This is a genomic window from Paraburkholderia nodosa DSM 21604, assembly GCF_000519185.1.
Classification (GTDB): domain Bacteria; phylum Pseudomonadota; class Gammaproteobacteria; order Burkholderiales; family Burkholderiaceae; genus Paraburkholderia; species Paraburkholderia nodosa.
In genome coordinates this window covers 154,341-170,602 of sequence record NZ_JAFA01000014.1, presented here as the reverse complement: position 1 = coordinate 170,602, position 16,262 = coordinate 154,341, and the positions used below count along the sequence as shown (strand labels likewise).

Genomic DNA, 16,262 nt, shown 5'->3' with positions numbered 1-16,262 from the left:
GCTAGTCCGCTGTCTTATCGGAGAGTCAGAGGCTTCGCTACGTTTTCGGGGCAGCCGCGAGTCCACCAACTTTGCATGCGGCCGCCAGTCAACGCCGAGGTGCGTGAGTCATCCGTTTTAATGAGTGGCGTTTTTTGAGGGTTATACGACCTTTGAGCCATTTCATTCAGGCTCCATAATTTGCGCAGGCATCAGGCCGGAACATGAGCACAAACGCAATTGCGTCTTGTACTTCCGGTTTTGATCAATTTCGAGCAAAGAAAGGAACCGAAGATGAGGCTTAAAAACAAGTCAGCTTTGATTACGGGCGGTACTAGCGGCATCGGTCTCGCGACCGCCAGGCTTTTCATTGCAGAAGGCGCTCGGGTAGCGGTTACTGGTCGCGATGTTGCCGCATTAGAGCGTGTGAAGGCCGAGCTTGGCGAGAATGCGTTAGTTCTCAAGGGCGATGTACGTTCGATCGAGGACATGCGGGCGATTGCCGCTGAGGTAAAAGCAAAGTTCGGCGGCCTGGATGTCGTGTTCGCCAACGCTGGTTGGGCTTTCCCGTCCGCACTCAATGACATCGACGATGACCTCTACAACGAGATCATGGACATCAACATCAAGGGCGTGGTTTACACGCTTCAAGCGGTGCTGCCGGACTTGCGAGAGGGCTCCTCAGTCATTCTCAATACATCGTTCGTCGCCCAGACCGGCAAGCATGGCATATCGTTGACTGCGGCGGCGAAGGCCGCCGTGCGATCACTTGCCCGCAGTTGGTCCTACGAGTTTCTCGATCGCAAGATCCGGTTCAACGCGATCGCGCCTGGCGGCACGGACACGCCCCTGCTCAGCAAGTGGGGTATGTCGGACGAGGACGTCCGCAACTTCAAGAGCGAGTTCGCGAAGTCCATCCCGGTTGGCCACATGGGCAAGGCAGAGGACATTGCCTACGCTGCGCTCTATCTCGCCAGCGACGAATCTTCCTACGTTGTCGGCAGCGAACTGATTGTCGATGGCGGTGCCTCGCAGCTTTAAGCCTGCGCTATCCGACTCAAGAGCCCTGGACGTCCTTTCGGCTCATCCACACCTTGATCACACGTCCACCACGCTTTCTTGTCGTGGTGGTTTTCAATCCGGCCCAACCTGGTTGCGAACGCGGAGGGGCCGAAGCGCAAGGAGAAATGATCTTGACCGACAGTAGCGAAAACAATGCCTCCGGAAAGCCACTCACCGGAGCAGGTCGTTCGCGCCGCGACGTTCTCAAGTTCGGAAGCATCGCCACGCTGGGCGCCGTGCTGGGTGGCGGAGCCCTGCTTGGCCACACCACGCCTGCTCTTGCGCAGGCAGGCAGCAAGGGCGAACTTGCCCCGGATGACCCGCTCAACATTTTGATTGTCAATTACGACGGCGGAACGCTTCTCGACTTCGCTGGCCCCAGCGAGATTTTCCATCGGTTACCGAATACGAACGTTCGCTATGCGAGCCTCAATGGGGGCAACGTGACCCTCGAATTCGGGGTGGTGTATGGGAAGACTGAACGACTGGCCGATATTGAAAAGACAGACCTGATTCTGGTGCCCGGCGGGTCCGATTTGACGGCGCCGATGCGACCCGAGTATCAAGCGCAGATCCGGCGTTTGGCGGAAAGCGCCAAACATGTGACGTCGGTTTGCAACGGATCGCTGGTGCTCGCTGCGACGGGTATTCTCAAGGGTAAGCGAAGCGCCTGCCATTGGGCCTTCGTCAACAAGCTGTCCGAATATGGCGCGATTCCCGTGCCGGATCGATTCGTGGAAGACGACAACGGCCGCTTCATGAGCGGCGGCGGCGTGACGGCGGGCATCGATTTCGCACTTCGCGTTGCAGCGAAGCTGCGCGGTCAACAGGCCGCCGAATTCACGCAACTCGTGATCGAATACGATCCCGCTCCGCCGTTCCATTCCGGCCATCCCAGAGACGCACGGCCGGAAGTCATCGCGATGGTCGACAAAGAACTGCCCGGCGCATCCCGGGGGCTCGCACGAATCCCAGGCGTTCGCTGACATGCCCGCAGGCAATGTCTGTGAGGACTTGCACGGGTTTCGATGCAGCCGCAGCCGACATTGCTTGCCTCACCTGCCCACTCTGGCGCAGTCCCTTCGATTTAAACCCTGATCGGAAATCGTTAAATGCAACAGATTCGTCTTTTTGCTGCTGCCGTTGCAGCCTGCTTTTCCTTTTTCGCGTTTGCCGTGCCAGCAATTGCTGGCGGCCTGCAGCCTCAAACCGAAGCGGCCATCAAAGCCGAGAACGCGCGATGGGCGGATGCCTTTGCGCGAGGGGACTATGAGGCGATAGGCAGCCTCTATACCAACGATGGCGCACTCCTGCCGCCCGGCGGCGACAGGGTGACGGGTGGCAGCGCGATTGCGGCGCACTTCGCCAAGGGGTATGCCGGCGCAAAACCCGACACCGTATCGTTCAGCAATTACGAGTTCTACGGTAACGACCGGATCGTGACGGAGGTCTCGGATGCGGAAATCCGTGACCATGTTGGAAACCTTAAATACCGCGGTAAGCAGATCCTCCTCTTTCTGAAGGAGGGCGGCGCGTGGAAATTGCATCGCGACATCTGGAATGACTACGCTGCCCAGAAATCCGATGGCCGCTGAGCGCCTGGCGATGTAGGTAGTCACGTACCGCGAGCGCCACCAGGCCGGCGCTCGATCAGCGCGCACTGTTCAATCTGCTCTCGCGCCGGATCGCTTGCGGTGGGTGCCCATGCAGTTTGATGAAGGCCCTCCGCATCCGTTCCGGATCAGTGAATCCCACGGCCAGAGCAATCTGTTCGATCGGTTCGCTGCCATCCTGCAGGCGCAGCCTCGCAGCTTCAACCCGCAAGCGTTCGACCGCCTTCGCAGGTGTTTCACCCGTTTCCCGGCGAAATGCTCGTCCGAACTGTCGCAGACTTAAACTCGCGGCATCGGCGAGTCGTTCCACAGGTAGCGCTTCAGCCAGATGTTCCCTGGCAAAGTTCAGGGCGATGCGGATACGATCCGATTCCGGCTCCATTTGCGACATGGCGGAGAATTGGGACTGCCCTCCTGGTCGACGATACGGAACAACCAGAAGCCTGGAAACAGCGCGCGCAGTTTCCGCACCCATATCTCTTTCAATCATGCCGAGCGCCAGGTCTATTCCGGAGGCGATGCCCGCCGACGTCCAAATGCGGCCGTCCACGATATAGATACTATTGCCCTCGACCCTGGTGTGGGGGAAGCGAGACTGCAATAGAGCAGCATATCGCCAGTGCGTCGTTGCGCGCAATCCATCCAGCAAGCCGGTTTCCGCAAGCAGAAACGCTCCCGTACACACGCTCGCCACCCGCGACGCCCTGGCGCCCAGTTTCCTGGCAGCGGCGATGTTTTCCGGTGTCTGCATCGGATCGATATCACCGCCCACGAAAATGACGGTATCAAACGTGCGCTTTCCGATCGGCTTTGTCTCGATCGAAAGGCCCGTATTGCCAGGAACCGGGCCTCCGGACTGCGAGATTACATGAAGATCATATGGAGTACGGCCAGCGGCTGTCGCCACCTGATTGAAAGCCGCAAGTGGCCCACCAAGATCAAGAGCATCGTGGCCACGGCAAACGAAGAATCCAATTCGATGCATGACGAAGTAGTAAGCCGAAGACCATGGAAAGGCCTATTTTACCGAAAACCCTCGAATAGCGCCATACATCCTGTCAGGCGCGAGGTGTAGATGCACTATGTGCTGCAACGCTCGAGCGACTGCCGAGTCGCAGGAAGTTTGAAAACCGGCTACTTCTCACAAACAACGGCGGAGATGACAAGCGGCATGACGACCTTCACCGTCGCGGTGCTGCCGATTTGACAAAGGCGCTCCCTCACCGCGTCTTCCCCTGCCACTACGGCAACACCATAGATTTGACGCGGCGCTCCGTCACCATCGGCTGTCTGCTGGAACGTCCCATCGTCCGGGACGGAGCCAAATACAGCCTGGACTTTAAATCCGAGCGCAGTCAGGCTCTGCTTCTGCCTGGGACAATACGCATTGACTGAATTGGCCGACACTTTCATTGGTCGTGGATCTATTTCCTTTTTGGCAAGCAGCTGTTGAATGAATTCGTGCGGCCCAGCATGGCAATCCGGGCTTGCTCCAATCTCATGCGCGTAGATTGCGTTCGAGGCGAAGGCCGTAACAACAACGGCGTGCCGAATCAGATGAGGGAGTCTCACGGCAACCATATCCTTTAGCGCTTCATCAGCGCGGAACTCGCACCCTAGCGCGAAATTGCTCGCCCTTTGCCGGGCGTCGGCTAGCGGATTCCGACGCCGGCTCGACGTGGCCGACCGTATGGAAGCTCAATTCAGCGCTTCTGCGGGGCCGAAGAACTCGTATCGGCTTCTATCCTCGGGTACCCCCAGTTCGCGCAGTGACCGCTTGATGAAAGCCATGAACGGTCTTGGACCCAGGAAGTAGGCGTCGACGTCGTCGGCCGGCGGAAGCCACTTTCGCAATTGCTCCAGGGTCGGCCGACCCACTCCGTCGGGAACATGCCCGTCGGGGAGCCGCCCGTCGGAAATCTGCGTCCCCCGTGCTTCAGTCTCTTCATAGACGACGTAAGACTTCAGCCGTGGGAAACGGCCATGCCACGCCTTGAATACATCTGCGAAGGCATGCACCAGCGCATTGCGCGCGTAGTGGATGAAGATGACGTCCCGCTTGTTGCCGTCCAAAGCCGCTTGCGCCATGGCTAGCGTGGGCGTGATACCGACGCCCCCACTGATCAGTACTAGGGGCCTGTCACTATCGCGGAGGGTGAATTCGCCAGCAGGCGGAAAGAGCTTTAACACGCTTCCTTCGCGAACTTCGTCGTGCAGGAAGTTCGAAGCGACGCCGTTGGGCTCGCGCTTGACGCTGATCCGGTATCTCAGCCGTTGAGCGTATATTCACGCAACCGCCGCAATACGATGGCCATCGTTTAGTCCCCGTATCTCCCTCTCGCTGTCACATACCCCATGCCAGATGGTGATGAGCGGCGCTCTGGAATTCGCGCTCCCCGCCCTCGTTGCCCCGTCGGACGCGCTGGGAAGCATCCCTATGCACCAGGGAAGCGCCGTCTGTGTCGTTTCGGTGCTTCTGATAAAAAATAGGTTGGATATACGAATTAATATGCAATGGCCGATACATGCAGAACAACGGACAGTCGCGGAGCGGGATGAGACAGAGCAACCCGCCGCAACGACTCACCTCTTCATATACTTGCGAATTGCCTCCGGGCTGACCGGCGTAAAGAAGTTGACCAGATTGCCGTCCGGATCCCGAAAAAGCAGTGAGCGATTGCCCCATGGCTGGGTGGTAGGTGCCTGTACAACGTCTTTGAGCCGCCCGCCGAGCCGGCTGTAAACCTCATCGACATCGGGCACATGGAATTCGAGAATGAGCGAGTGATTGCTTGCCGGTATCGCGGCCCCCGACCCGAACAGGTTCATGGTGCGCTTGCTGCCAATTGCGAGCGTGCAGGTAGCTGTCGACAGTTCTGCGAATTCCTCCGTGTACCAGATAGCCTTCAGCCCGATGTCCTCGTAGAATCGGACCAGCCGTTTGATGTCATCGGTGATAATGCGAGCGGAGACGAAGTCCATTTTCTTGTCCTTTATTAGGCAAACCAGTATCCGGACCAGCGTTGGCAAGCTCGAGGTCCGGCGATAAAGTCGCCGCTAACGCGGTAGACGACTTTCCAGCATCCTACAAAAGGCCTGCTGCCACCATTCTGTCAGCAGCGAAATTCCGTCATGCGGCGTGCAGACCGACTCTTCCAGATCATCCAGATTCTTCGACGCGCAAAGCGTCCGGTGACCGCGCGCGTTCTGTCCGATGAGCTGGAAATCTCCGTGCGGACTGTTTATCGTGACATCGCCGATCTGATGGGACAGCGTGTGCCCATTTCTGGCGAAGCAGGCATTGGTTATGTGCTCGACCGTCACTACGACATGCCGCCCCTCATGCTGACACCAGATGAGCTGGAAGCCGCCGTGCTCGGCGCACAATGGGTCGCCCAACGAAGCGATCCGGTGCTGGCAAGAGCCGCTCAGGATCTGATCGCCAAGATCACGGCGGCGGTGCCGGACCAGTTGAGGCCATTCATCGCGGAGCCGACAGTCAGCACGCCGCCGCCACAATCGTCGCCGGCCGATATGCTGAACATCGCGCAGGTTCGCGAGTGGATTCGCGTGGGTCGCAAGCTTCGAATCCGTTACCGCGACGAACGCGGACGCGCGAGCGAACGCACAATATGGCCGCTGCTCATTGGGTACGCGGATGCTGTCCGACTACTTGTTGCGTGGTGCGAACTACGTCAGGAGTTTCGTCACTTCAGGGCGGATCGGATTGTCGGCGCCACGTTTCTTGACGAGCCGCATGATGTGCGGAGAAGAACACTGATGGCACGGTGGAAACAGCATATGAAGCAATCGCGCGGGATCGATCTGCCGGAATAAATTGTGTTCTCCGTGCTCGCGACTGCGCTGTCCGCTGTCATGAAGGCAAAGCCCATCCTGACTGCGAAAGCAGTCAACCCGACGTTGGGGAACGAATGCCGGCTCGTCGCCGCCTGCCGTCCGAAGCGTGCGGCGGCAGGCGACGTTCAGGCGTTGATCCAGGCTCGCGCCTGCTCCAGTTCGTTAGTGTGGAACGCCTTGATTTCAGCCTTGGTAAAGAATCGGGCCAAATGCATCGAGGCGCGAATCCAGGCCGCGTCGGCCACCACCGCGGCGCGTGTGACCTTGCGGGCGAGGGAGACGCCGAGCGTCATGTCGGTCCACAGCGCCTTCGGCTCGATACCGCTGAAGTGCTCGATGCGTTCGAGCACACGGGTCTTCCCGTTCAGTTCAAGATCGCCACGCATGCGCTCGATGGCTTCGCGCAGATCGTGGTCGGTGATTTTGCCTTCGACGGTGATTTCGACGACCGGCGAATCGGGAGTGGAGTGATACTGGATCATGGCGGGCCCCCTGGGTACGGAGACGTTACACGCTCAGGCGCGGATCAGCCTGGCGTTCGATAGCTTTCTCATGGTACCCCTTTCCTCGCGCCCGGTCGGCTTGCGAGATGCGAGCGGCGCGTTCTGCCCGCTCGCCGCTCATCCCCGCGCGATATCGCCACGGCGCTTGCACTGTCGTCCTGTTTCCGTATATGATACATATACGAATCATATACGGATGGAGTGGCACATGGGTATCGTGAATATCGACGACGAGCTGCACGATCAGATACGAAAGGCAAGCGCAGTTTCGTGCCGGTCAATCAATGCGCAAGCGGCCTTCTGGATCAAGATCGGTATGTTGTGCGAAATGAATCCGACGATGGGGTTCAATGAGATCGTTGCCCGCGAACTCAGAGCCGCTGGCGTTGTAGCGCAATCCGTCAACGTGGCTACACCATGACCAAACGGCTGGAAGAAATCGAATTGCTGGCGGAGTCGGGCAAGTTGCTGGCGGACGTATTTGGCTATCTGGATACATTGAGCTTGATCGGCATGTCGACGATGCAAGTGAATGACATGGTCGATAGCCTCATCGTCGATGAGTTCAAGGCACGCCCGGCAAGCAAAGGCCAGTACGGCTACGCCTACGCGCTCAACGCTTCCCGCAATAACGTGGTTTGCCACGGCGTTCCTTCCACGACAGACGTTTTGCGGAGCGGGGACATCGTCAATTTCGACATCACGTTGGAGAAGAATGGATATATCGCTGATTCCAGCAAAACATATTTGGTTGGTGAGGTGTCGCCACTGGCCAAACGGCTCGTGCAAGTGACCTACGAAGCGATGTGGAAAGGAATCAGGGCCGTTCGTCCCGGTGCCAGACTTGGCGATGTGGGTCATGCCATTGAGCGGCACGCCCGCAGAAATGGCTATTCGGTCGTAAGGGAATACTGCGGGCATGGCATTGGGCGGGAAATGCACGAGGATCCTCAGGTGCTGCATTGGGGAAAGCCGAAAACAGGTTTGATGTTGCGCGAAGGAATGGTGTTCACCATCGAACCGATGTTTAACCAGGGGAGGTCTGCCGTTTGGACCGAAGAGGATGGCTGGACGGTCGTTACACGCGACGGGCAACTGTCCGCTCAGTTCGAGCACACCGTAGCCGTGACCCGAAACGGCGTACGGGTCTTGACGCTGCGCCCCGGGGAAACGATGCTCAACTGACGGCTCGGGGAGCGGTGCGCCGAACCCGGAGCGAGGTTTTCACTTACTGGCAGGTCTGCCATTGCGGCGGCGTATCAGCGCTGGATGTTCGATGTCAGCTCGCCCTGCCACGAATGCCGCGGCGGTGCGAACCTCGATTGGCCGTTCGCGGCCGCAAGGCAAGGCGGCCTCAAATGTTTGCAGTGCATAAAAAAAAGCCGCATACAGGGACGCGGCCGAGGGGTGCACCTAACGGGGGCTATTCCGTGTTCAGGCGCATCGCCAGATTACGCAAGGCGTGTGACATTCTTCTAGCCGACAAAAATAGCGGCGGGTCGTGTCGGCACAGCACAACAATAAAATTAGGGAATCTTGCGGCGCACTGCAGTCTGGGCTAGATCGCGCGCGTCGCCTTTGGCGAAGATGCTTCAGCGGCCCCTGGCTCACCACGGAATCGTCTGATTTTCCCAGCGGGTGAATGTCCCCGACGGGCCGTCCGGTCCCAGCAAAATGACGCGCACCGCTTCGCGGGCCCCTTCCTCGACGGTCTCCGTGCCCGTATAGCCGTTGAGGTTCGTGCGGGTGTAGCCCGGCGAGACGGCGTTGACCCTGATTCCCTCCGGCTCCAGCTCGATCGCCATCGCAACGGTCAATGCGTTGAGCGCCGTCTTGGAGGCGGGGTATACCGGACCGAAGATCGAGCGCCATGGGAACGCAGGGTCCGAGTTCGTCGTGAGCGACCCAACGCCACTCGACACGTTGAGGATGCAGGCGGCCGTCGATTTGCGCAGGAGCGGCAGCATCGCCTGATAAACGGCCAGCACGCCGAACACGTTGGTGTCCCACACCGCGCGCATTTCGTCGAGGGAGACATTGCTCGGGCGGGTGGTCTTCGCGAAGTCCTCGACCGACTGGCCGGGTTGCCGGTTCGTGCTCGAAATCGCGGCGTTGTTGACGAGCACGTCGAGGCGGCCATGCTCGTCGCGAATGCGCTGCGCGGCCGCTGCGATCGAAGCGTGATCCGTCACGTCGAGCTGGAGCGCACGCGCGTTCGGCCCAACCTCCCTGGCCGCGGCCTCACCGCGTTCGAGATTGCGCGACCCGACGAGCACCGTGAGGCCGTGTGACGCGAGATCCTTCGCGATCTGAAGACCGATTCCCTGATTGGCCCCGGTGACGAGGGCGATGACATTGTCCTGCATGGAAACCTCCTGGTATTGATTAGCTCACCTCAGCTGCCCATGCTTCGGCATCGGCGCCGGCGGGAATACGCATCGGAGTCGAGGGGTCCGTCGCCGCGCGCCACACGGCCTCGGCGACGTCCTGTGCCTGGGTGAGGGGGGACGCCGTGTCCTCCAGACGCGCGAGGACTTCTTTGACGAGACCGGCGTAGGCTTCATTGTCGAAGCCATGGATGTGGGCCCGCGCGTTCTCTCCAAAGCGTGTCTCCAGCGAACGGCCCGGCAGCACGAGGCGCACCCGCACGCCGAACGGTTCGAGTTCCAGCGCCATCGATTCGGTGAACGCGTTCACTGCCGCCTTGCTGGCGCGGTACGCGCCGATCAGCGGCAGCGCCTTCAACGTCACACTCGACGTGACGTTCGCGATGACGCCCGCCTTGCGCTCGCGGAACTGGGGCAGCACGGCTTGCGTCACCGCGATCGTGCCGAACGTGTTGGTCTCGAAGACCTCGCGGACGGCCTCGATTGGAACCAGTTCAGCCGGGGAAGCCGCGCCGAAGCCCGCATTGTTGACGAGGACGTCGATCGGGCCCGCGGCCATGACGGCCTCGCGTATGCTCTCCGGCTTCGTGACGTCGAGCGCCAGCACGCGCAGGTGCTCTGAACGCGGCAGCACGTCGTCGCGCGGCGTACGCATCGTGGCGACGACCCGCCAGTCACGGGCCAGGAAGTAGCGGGCGATCTCGAGCCCGAATCCGGACGAGCAGCCGGTGATCAGCACGGTTTGCATGGAATCTCCTTTGGCATGGTTTGCGTGTGTCCATACGATAGATCGCGCAGTCCGTACTTGCTACAATCAAAGGTCCGAATTTCGTTTGCAGGAGTCCGGCCATGATCGATCCGTTGGCTGAAGTCGTGACGCTGCTGCAGCCGAGTGCGCGCTACTCCAAACTCGTCCTCGGCACCGGCCCCTGGCGCATCAGTCGTTCGGGTGCGGGCGAGCCTTTCTATTGCGTCATCCTCGATGGCGGGTGTTGCATCACGATCGACGATCATGCGCCGCTCGAGCTCGTGGCCGGTGACTTCGTCCTGATTCCTGCGTCCTATGGCATCGGGATTAGCAGCCTCGAGCCTCCGCCGCCGGACGTCGAGCCAGTGACGCCCGTCGCGCTGGGCAACAATGAATTCAGAATCGGCGCTGCGGACCAGGCGGTCGACTCGCGCATGGTGGCGGGCCACTGCAGCTTCGGGTCGCCGGATTCATCGCTGCTGGTTTCGCTACTGCCGCAACTCGTGCATGTCCGCGGCCAGGAACGGCTGGCCACGCTCGTAAAACTCGTGCGCGAGGAATCGAGAGAGCAGCGGCCTGCGCGCGAAGTCGTGCTCTCCCGCCTGCTGGAAGTGCTGCTCATCGAAGCACTACGATCCACGGCGGGAACGTATGCGCCACCGGGTCTCGTGCGCGGACTCTCCGATAGCCGTCTCGCGGCAGCGATCCGGGAGATGCACGAGCACCCGACGAAGCCGTGGACAGTTGCCGCGCTCGCGAAGGAGGCCGCGCTCTCACGCTCGACCTTTTTCGAGCGCTTCAGCCGTGCAGTCGGCGTCGCGCCGATGGAATACCTGCTGACCTGGCGCATGGCGCTCGCGAAGGATCTGTTGCGCCGCAATCACGGCCGTATCGCCGAGATTGCACAACTTGTCGGCTACAGTTCGGCCAGCACGTTCAGCGTTGCCTTCACGCGGCACGTCGGCCGGCCGCCGACGCAGTACGCGCGCGAGGAGCAGATGACCCCGGATGGCGCATAAGCAGGCGCAAGCGGGTTGGCGGCAGGCCGGCGCGCGCGCTTCAGCTGGCGGCGCGCCGAGCGCGGCAAGCGACCGGTTTGTGCACTGCGAACATCAATCCGGCTGCCTGTCGGAAGCCGGGCCGGTAATGAGTCGCGTGCTGCGTCGGTAGGTGGCATAGGCCCAGAGCCAATCCAGCATGACTTTCACCCTGTTCGGCCCGCCGGTGAGGAACGCGATGTGTGCGGCGCCCCAGAACCACCACGCTGGCGCACCCCACATGCGGATGGGGCCGATTTCCGCCACCGCGGCCTGACGCCCGATCGTTGCCAGGCTGCCGAAATGTCTGTATCGAAACGGCGGCGGACGACGGCGACCCGCAAGCTGTGCGTTGATCACCCGCGCGGCATATCTTCCCTGCTGTTTGGCGGCTGGCGCCAACCCCGGCACCGCTACTCCGTTCCAGCCCAGACTCGAAGCGGCATCGCCAATTGCATAGATGCCTTCAGCTGCCGGAACAGAGAGGTCGTCGTTCACCTTGATTCGTCCAGACGCGTCCTCTGGCTGCTTTAGCCATCGGGCGACCGGAGACGCCGCCACCCCGGCAGCCCACAGGATGGTGCGGGATGCAATTCGATCCTTGCCGAGATCGGCGCCCTCCTGATCGACGCCCAGCACCCTGGTATCGAGGTAGATCGTGACACCCAGCTTGCGAAGGGAACGTTCCGCGGCGGCAGACAGGGACGGCGGGAATGTCGGCAGAACGCGGGGTCCGGCATGAACCAGAATGACGCGCGATGTCGACGGATCGATTGCGCGATATTCCTGATCCATCCCATGGTGCGCGAGTTCGGCGATGGCGCCGGCCAGCTCGATACCCGTTGGTCCTCCGCCGACGATGATGAACGTCAGCCATGCGGCGCGGGCTGCTGCGTCGGCGGCCGTTTCCGCCTCTTCAAATGCCCGCAGCAGACGGCTCCTGATCGAGGTCGCGTCCTCTATGCTCTTTAGCCCGGGCGCGTACGGCGCCCAGTGATCGTTGCCGAAATAGCTGTGACGTGCGCCGGTCGCGAGAACGAGATAGTCGAATTTCAGGCTGGCTTTGCCGATCAGCACTTCGCGGGTGGCAGTGTCGATGCCTGTGACGGTTCCCAGACGGACCTGGACGTTTCGCTGTCCACGAAAGAGGCTTCGGATCGGCGTTGCGATTTCTCCAGGCGACAACGCCGCTGTCGCGATCTGGTAGAGCAGCGGCTGAAACAGATGATGATTCCGCTGGTCGATGAGGGTGATCCGGCAGTGCGAATTGCGTAGGCCGCGAACGGTCTCGAGCCCGCCAAAGCCACCGCCTACCACCACGACATGTGGATACGCATTCAACGTGCCTTTTTCTCTGTCCGGGCTGTCGAGCACCCAGCGGGCGAGCCAATGATCCACCGAGATGACGCCGGGCCCCGTGGCGACAAACATAAGCAGCAAGAGAAGAATGGCCAGCCGGTCGTCCATGGCCATGGCGATGCCAGCGAGTGGAACCATGGCGGCATAGATGAACATCGCCGGCCGCGTCATGCAGCCGAAGGCGATGCAGAATGCGAGCAGCGCAGCGATCCATGAGGGGTAGGCGAACAGTGTCGTCAGACCTTGATGGGCAGCCTGCCCGAAAAGGGAAGGCGTCAATGCCGAAGCGAGACTGAGCGACGCCGCTATGCCCGCGCGCGAGAAGAGCAGGAGCACAGGGGACACAAATCGTTCTAGCAGCTCGTAGCCTTTCCTGATCTGTCGGGCCGGGCCAAGTGGAGCCCACGCCAGGCCTCGCGCCAACATCGCGTCGAGGGAGAACGTTCCCGGACCCAGCACGACCAGCCACGCGAGCAAAACAAGCGTTGCGCCGCCCGGACCGAGGGCGATCGATCCGTAGCCGCCAACCAGCAACACAAGCGCTATGGGTCGGGTCAAGAGGCCAGCGGTGAGCAGGAGCGGCACGATACCGTGCAGCGCTGCCTCCACGCTGGACGGAGCATGCAATCCGGCGCCGGTTAAGCCGCCCTGATTGCCTTGCGCCATGGCCATGATCTGATGCACGAGCACGACCTGCCCGAACCAGACGCGTGTGGCAAGAAGCAGCCACGGCATGCAAAGCGCGCGTACTTTGGGCGCGACGCGGACCAGGGGTTTGAAGGCGTTCCAGAACATACGGCACCCTTTCGAGCGAACCATCACGGCGCATGCGGCGTCGACGCGAATCTCACCAGCGCAGACAATGCGGCGCGACAGCCGAGCCGGCCGCGGTCGTGATGACGATTGCGAGCACGTACCAGACACCCCAGAACGGGACCGCCATTTCCGAGCAATAGAGCGAGTAGACGAGCAATCCCTGCGCGCCGGCCAGAAGACCCGCGCCCGCGCCGGCCAGGGCGAGCCGCGTCGGCGCGAGTTGCTTCATCGCGCGCAATATTGCAGCGAGCGAGGGGAGCGAAAGCAGTACGACGTTCGCCGTCGTCGTGCGCCATGTGGTGCCGAGCATCAACTCGAGCCGGTAGCCCGGCGGCGTCGCCAGCAGGATGCTGCCCGCGGCGAGCAGCATGGAGGCCACCGGCAGCGCCGCCGCGAGCCCGGCGAGCCTGAGGCGTGCGCCGGGGCGGCCCAGCCGCCCGGCGAGCTCCATGGCCGCGGCGATGATCGCGAGCGGGAACGCGAGGCGAATCCAGAACATCGTCGTTAGGATCAGCTCGGGCATGTCGCTGCGTACGCCGTACAGCGCAACCAGCAGGGCCGCGCTGCCGGCGAGGCCGTACAGCAGCGCGCGCGTGAGCAGCCTCGGGACGGCGTTGCGCTCGACGGGCGACACGTCGCTCGCGAGCCGGGTGACCAGCTCTCGCGTTTTCATGACCGGTACGCGCGGTCTCCGAGCAGGTAGTCGATCGATATCACGCCGGGGCCCCAGGCGGCGATGCCGAGCGCCATGGCGGCCCACGTGATGTGGATCGGCCAGCCGTCCGGCACCGTCAGCTCGATGATGCAGGTCATCAGCAGCAATCCGGCGGCCGCGAAGCGCGTGCCGAACCCGAGCACGAGCAGCACCGGGAAGCCGACCTCGCCGCACGCGGAGAGGAACGCGAAGAGGGCCGGCGCCGGAAACGGATACGGGCCGCCGGGCAGGTGGAGCTTGAATTCGTCGGTGAAGAGATCGATGGCCGTGTCGTTGAGCTGCAGGAAACCGTGCCACTTGAGAATGCCCGATTTCCAGAAAGGCACGGCCAGCGCAAGGCGCAGCACGAGCTGCACGAACGACGGTTGTGCGAGCCGCTCGATGAAGCGCCGGGCGCAGCCGATCGCGCGAGCGACGTTGCCCGCGAAAGACGGTCTGGAGTCCTGTTGAGTTTGCATGATGGTTACGCTCCTGGTTGAATGGCGGCAAACACGCCAGCCGAAATCATCGCGGCCAGGCTGGCCGGCAGGTCAAAGGTGTCGCTCTCCTCGAAGGCTGCCTGCGCGGCGGTGCCGAGCGGCATGCCCTCGATGAGTGCGAGCAGAAACGCCGCGCCGCCTGCAGGCAGGCGCGAGACAATCACGTCGTATTCGGGCCGCGTGACGAGCGCGTCTTCTGCATCGTTCGAATGCAGCGGGGTGACGGGGCCGGGCGCCCGGTTCATCGCGAAGATCGCGACGGCCGGGTAGCGCGAGCGCACGATGCGAGCGGCCGGATGCGGGACAAAGCGCACCTGCGCGAGCGAATCCGCGTCGATGCCCGCGAATGCGTCGGCCGCAAGCGGTGCGGCGTCCCCGGCGTGCCAGGCGTCGAGCCACGCGCGCTCGATGCGTGCCGTATCCGCAAGCCATGGCATGTCACGTGCGTACTCCCAGGTTTCGATGAACGACGGAAAATCGCGTCCGTACTCGAACAGTAGCGGCGATGCCGGCGGCGTGGCGCGTACGTGAAAGCGTGCCATCGCGCGGAAGAACTCGACGCCCGTGATGCGCTGCACGGCGGGATAGATTGCGGCCAGCGCGTCGATGAGGCTAACGGTGACGTTGTTGCGATAGACGTTGTAGCGCTTGACGACGCCCTTGCCGTGCGCAGCCACGACACCGTTCGGCGCTGCGAGTTCGGGGTTCGTCAGTCCCGGCGCGAAGGCCGTCGCGTAGTCGCTCGTGAATTGCTCAGGCTTCATGGGCGGCACGCTCCGGGTGATATATATCGGACTCCGATGCATTGTTGCTGGAAAGTTCGGCGACAATGCGCCGGGCCGCCAATGCTTGTGCGCGCAGTTCGGGCCACGCAGGCAACTGGCTGTCCCACTCGATCAGCGTCGGTATCGGCCCGGTTCGCGCGATCACTTCGCGGTAGAGCGCCCATACCGGATCGGCGACGGCGCGGTCGTGGCTGTCGATGAGCAGCGGCGCGTGCTCGTCGTCGTGCTGCTCGCTGTGGCCGGCCAGGTGAATCTCGCCGACGTGTTCGAGAGGAAAATCCGCGAGATAAGCGCGTGCCGGATAACCGTGATTGGTCGCCGAAACGAACACATTGTTGACGTCGAGCAGCAGCCCGCAGCCAGTGCGCTGCGCGACCGCGCGGATGAATTCCGTTTCGCTCATCGTCGACGCCGCGAAGGCCACGTACGTCGACGGATTCTCGAGCAGCATCGGACGTCCAATGGCTTCCTGCATCTGATCGATGTGTTCGCAGACCTTATCGAGCGTCGCCTTCGTGTAAGGCAGTGGCAGCAGATCGTTAAAGAACGTGCCGCCGTGCGAGGACCACGCGAGGTGTTCGGAAACGAGTGCGGGTTCATAGCGCGCGACCAGCGCGCTAAAGCGCGCGAGGTGGCGGGCGTCGAGCCTGTCCGGTCCACCGATCGACATGCACACACCGTGCAGCGAGACTGGATAGCGCTCGCGGATCGCACTCAACGCGCGGTGCGGCGGCCCGCCTGCGCCCATATAGTTCTCGGCGTGCACCTCGAAAAATCCGTCCTGCAGTCCGTGTTCGAGGATCGCCGCGAGATGCTCATGCTTGAAGCTCGTGCCCGCGAGCGCGGCCCCGCCGTGCGCCGTGCGAAGGGGACGGCCAGACCTTGCCGCTGATTGGATGGAAGCGTTCATGATCGTCCCCT

19 protein-coding genes are annotated in these 16,262 nt (G+C 61.8%); 7 read left to right on the top strand and 12 right to left on the bottom strand.

The window, feature by feature from the left end:
- Window positions 1-273: 273 nt before the first annotated feature.
- The 3 genes from A3CW_RS0121850 (at window position 274) to A3CW_RS0121840 (ending at window position 2,636) form a co-directional block, all read left to right on the top strand.
- Entirely contained in the window at window positions 274-1,020 is a 747-nt protein-coding gene (locus tag A3CW_RS0121850; RefSeq protein ID WP_028205472.1) for an SDR family oxidoreductase, read from the top strand.
- Window positions 1,021-1,172: 152 nt separating this feature from the next.
- Complete coding sequence (locus A3CW_RS0121845; RefSeq protein WP_028205471.1) at window positions 1,173-2,027, top strand: DJ-1/PfpI family protein; 855 nt, start codon at window positions 1,173-1,175, stop codon at window positions 2,025-2,027.
- 126 nt (window positions 2,028-2,153) lie between these two features.
- Window positions 2,154-2,636 carry a YybH family protein gene (locus A3CW_RS0121840; RefSeq protein WP_028205470.1) on the top strand — a complete coding sequence of 161 codons (483 nt, stop codon included), beginning with the start codon at window positions 2,154-2,156 and terminating at the stop codon, window positions 2,634-2,636.
- A 55-nt stretch (window positions 2,637-2,691) separates the two neighbouring features.
- On the opposite strand, the gene A3CW_RS0121835 is transcribed toward A3CW_RS0121840, so the two are convergent.
- The 4 genes from A3CW_RS0121835 to A3CW_RS0121820 form a co-directional block, all read right to left on the bottom strand.
- The gene (locus tag A3CW_RS0121835; RefSeq protein WP_028205469.1) at window positions 2,692-3,639 is read right to left on the bottom strand and encodes a GlxA family transcriptional regulator; all 948 of its coding nucleotides are present in this window, start codon (window positions 3,637-3,639) and stop codon (window positions 2,692-2,694) included.
- A 149-nt stretch (window positions 3,640-3,788) separates the two neighbouring features.
- On the bottom strand, window positions 3,789-4,235 hold the full coding sequence (locus A3CW_RS51120; protein ID WP_245623711.1) for a hypothetical protein: 447 nt from the start codon (window positions 4,233-4,235) through the stop codon (window positions 3,789-3,791).
- 117 nt (window positions 4,236-4,352) lie between these two features.
- Window positions 4,353-4,742: an NO-inducible flavohemoprotein gene (locus tag A3CW_RS47125; protein WP_245623710.1), complete on the bottom strand. Its 390-nt coding sequence runs from the start codon at window positions 4,740-4,742 to the stop codon at window positions 4,353-4,355.
- 495 nt (window positions 4,743-5,237) lie between these two features.
- Window positions 5,238-5,636: a VOC family protein gene (locus A3CW_RS0121820; protein ID WP_028205468.1), complete on the bottom strand. Its 399-nt coding sequence runs from the start codon at window positions 5,634-5,636 to the stop codon at window positions 5,238-5,240.
- Between the two features lie 150 nt (window positions 5,637-5,786).
- Between A3CW_RS0121820 and A3CW_RS0121815 the strand changes: the two genes are divergently transcribed.
- Entirely contained in the window at window positions 5,787-6,491 is a 705-nt protein-coding gene (locus A3CW_RS0121815; protein WP_028205467.1) for a helix-turn-helix transcriptional regulator, read from the top strand.
- Window positions 6,492-6,637: 146 nt separating this feature from the next.
- Here the strand turns inward: A3CW_RS0121815 and A3CW_RS0121810 are convergent, their stop codons facing one another.
- Window positions 6,638-6,994, bottom strand: a complete 357-nt coding sequence (locus A3CW_RS0121810) for a SpoIIAA family protein (RefSeq protein WP_028205466.1) — start codon at window positions 6,992-6,994, stop codon at window positions 6,638-6,640.
- Window positions 6,995-7,223: 229 nt separating this feature from the next.
- On the opposite strand from A3CW_RS0121810, the gene A3CW_RS0121805 reads away from it, so the two are divergent.
- A complete protein-coding gene (locus A3CW_RS0121805; RefSeq protein WP_028205465.1) occupies window positions 7,224-7,436 on the top strand; it encodes a ParD-like family protein in 213 nt (70 codons plus the stop codon).
- A complete protein-coding gene (gene map, locus A3CW_RS0121800; RefSeq protein WP_028205464.1) occupies window positions 7,433-8,200 on the top strand; it encodes a type I methionyl aminopeptidase in 768 nt (255 codons plus the stop codon). Before A3CW_RS0121805 ends, map begins: the two co-directional genes overlap by 4 nt.
- A 422-nt stretch (window positions 8,201-8,622) precedes the next feature.
- Here the strand turns inward: map and A3CW_RS0121795 are convergent, their stop codons facing one another.
- Together A3CW_RS0121795 and A3CW_RS0121790 are read right to left on the bottom strand one after the other, a co-directional pair.
- Complete coding sequence (locus tag A3CW_RS0121795) at window positions 8,623-9,381, bottom strand: SDR family oxidoreductase (RefSeq protein WP_028205463.1); 759 nt, start codon at window positions 9,379-9,381, stop codon at window positions 8,623-8,625.
- A 19-nt stretch (window positions 9,382-9,400) separates the two neighbouring features.
- Entirely contained in the window at window positions 9,401-10,150 is a 750-nt protein-coding gene (locus A3CW_RS0121790; RefSeq protein ID WP_028205462.1) for an SDR family oxidoreductase, read from the bottom strand.
- A 101-nt stretch (window positions 10,151-10,251) separates the two neighbouring features.
- Here A3CW_RS0121790 and A3CW_RS0121785 point away from each other — a divergent pair, with 101 nt between their 5' ends.
- Complete coding sequence (locus tag A3CW_RS0121785; protein WP_028205461.1) at window positions 10,252-11,169, top strand: AraC family transcriptional regulator; 918 nt, start codon at window positions 10,252-10,254, stop codon at window positions 11,167-11,169.
- Window positions 11,170-11,262: 93 nt separating this feature from the next.
- Here A3CW_RS0121785 and A3CW_RS0121780 read toward each other — a convergent pair whose 3' ends face one another.
- From A3CW_RS0121780 to bufB, 5 genes are read right to left on the bottom strand one after another with little or no spacing between them, the layout of a single operon-like run.
- On the bottom strand, window positions 11,263-13,341 hold the full coding sequence (locus A3CW_RS0121780) for an NAD(P)/FAD-dependent oxidoreductase (RefSeq protein WP_051481621.1): 2,079 nt from the start codon (window positions 13,339-13,341) through the stop codon (window positions 11,263-11,265).
- A gap of 52 nt (window positions 13,342-13,393) precedes the next feature.
- The gene (locus A3CW_RS0121775; RefSeq protein WP_028205459.1) at window positions 13,394-14,035 is read right to left on the bottom strand and encodes a DUF1109 domain-containing protein; all 642 of its coding nucleotides are present in this window, start codon (window positions 14,033-14,035) and stop codon (window positions 13,394-13,396) included.
- Window positions 14,032-14,535 carry a DoxX family protein gene (locus A3CW_RS0121770; protein WP_028205458.1) on the bottom strand — a complete coding sequence of 168 codons (504 nt, stop codon included), beginning with the start codon at window positions 14,533-14,535 and terminating at the stop codon, window positions 14,032-14,034. Before A3CW_RS0121770 ends, A3CW_RS0121775 begins: the two co-directional genes overlap by 4 nt.
- A gap of 5 nt (window positions 14,536-14,540) precedes the next feature.
- Window positions 14,541-15,320: an HvfC/BufC N-terminal domain-containing protein gene (locus A3CW_RS0121765; RefSeq protein ID WP_028205457.1), complete on the bottom strand. Its 780-nt coding sequence runs from the start codon at window positions 15,318-15,320 to the stop codon at window positions 14,541-14,543.
- Window positions 15,310-16,251: an MNIO family bufferin maturase gene (gene bufB / locus A3CW_RS47120; RefSeq protein ID WP_051481620.1), complete on the bottom strand. Its 942-nt coding sequence runs from the start codon at window positions 16,249-16,251 to the stop codon at window positions 15,310-15,312. The genes A3CW_RS0121765 and bufB overlap by 11 nt, the downstream gene beginning before the upstream one ends.
- Window positions 16,252-16,262: the final 11 nt, after the last annotated feature.

Bases quoted from the DNA above. Each gene is read 5' to 3' on its own strand.
- A3CW_RS0121815 (WP_028205467.1), top strand. From the start codon at position 5,787: ATGCGGCGTGCAGACCGACTCTTCCAGATCATCCAGATTCTTCGACGC.
- A3CW_RS0121795 (WP_028205463.1), bottom strand. From the start codon at position 9,381: ATGCAGGACAATGTCATCGCCCTCGTCACCGGGGCCAATCAGGGAATC.
- A3CW_RS0121785 (WP_028205461.1), top strand. From the start codon at position 10,252: ATGATCGATCCGTTGGCTGAAGTCGTGACGCTGCTGCAGCCGAGTGCG.
- A3CW_RS0121765 (WP_028205457.1), bottom strand. From the start codon at position 15,320: ATGAAGCCTGAGCAATTCACGAGCGACTACGCGACGGCCTTCGCGCCG.
- A3CW_RS0121850 (WP_028205472.1), top strand. From the start codon at position 274: ATGAGGCTTAAAAACAAGTCAGCTTTGATTACGGGCGGTACTAGCGGC.
- A3CW_RS0121770 (WP_028205458.1), bottom strand. From the start codon at position 14,535: ATGCAAACTCAACAGGACTCCAGACCGTCTTTCGCGGGCAACGTCGCT.
- A3CW_RS0121835 (WP_028205469.1), bottom strand. From the start codon at position 3,639: ATGCATCGAATTGGATTCTTCGTTTGCCGTGGCCACGATGCTCTTGAT.
- A3CW_RS0121780 (WP_051481621.1), bottom strand. From the start codon at position 13,341: ATGTTCTGGAACGCCTTCAAACCCCTGGTCCGCGTCGCGCCCAAAGTA.
- A3CW_RS0121810 (WP_028205466.1), bottom strand. From the start codon at position 6,994: ATGATCCAGTATCACTCCACTCCCGATTCGCCGGTCGTCGAAATCACC.
- A3CW_RS0121840 (WP_028205470.1), top strand. From the start codon at position 2,154: ATGCAACAGATTCGTCTTTTTGCTGCTGCCGTTGCAGCCTGCTTTTCC.
- bufB (WP_051481620.1), bottom strand. From the start codon at position 16,251: ATGAACGCTTCCATCCAATCAGCGGCAAGGTCTGGCCGTCCCCTTCGC.
- A3CW_RS0121820 (WP_028205468.1), bottom strand. From the start codon at position 5,636: ATGGACTTCGTCTCCGCTCGCATTATCACCGATGACATCAAACGGCTG.
- A3CW_RS47125 (WP_245623710.1), bottom strand. From the start codon at position 4,742: ATGGCGCAAGCGGCTTTGGACGGCAACAAGCGGGACGTCATCTTCATC.
- A3CW_RS0121805 (WP_028205465.1), top strand. From the start codon at position 7,224: ATGGGTATCGTGAATATCGACGACGAGCTGCACGATCAGATACGAAAG.
- map (WP_028205464.1), top strand. From the start codon at position 7,433: ATGACCAAACGGCTGGAAGAAATCGAATTGCTGGCGGAGTCGGGCAAG.
- A3CW_RS0121790 (WP_028205462.1), bottom strand. From the start codon at position 10,150: ATGCAAACCGTGCTGATCACCGGCTGCTCGTCCGGATTCGGGCTCGAG.
- A3CW_RS0121775 (WP_028205459.1), bottom strand. From the start codon at position 14,035: ATGAAAACGCGAGAGCTGGTCACCCGGCTCGCGAGCGACGTGTCGCCC.
- A3CW_RS51120 (WP_245623711.1), bottom strand. From the start codon at position 4,235: ATGGTTGCCGTGAGACTCCCTCATCTGATTCGGCACGCCGTTGTTGTT.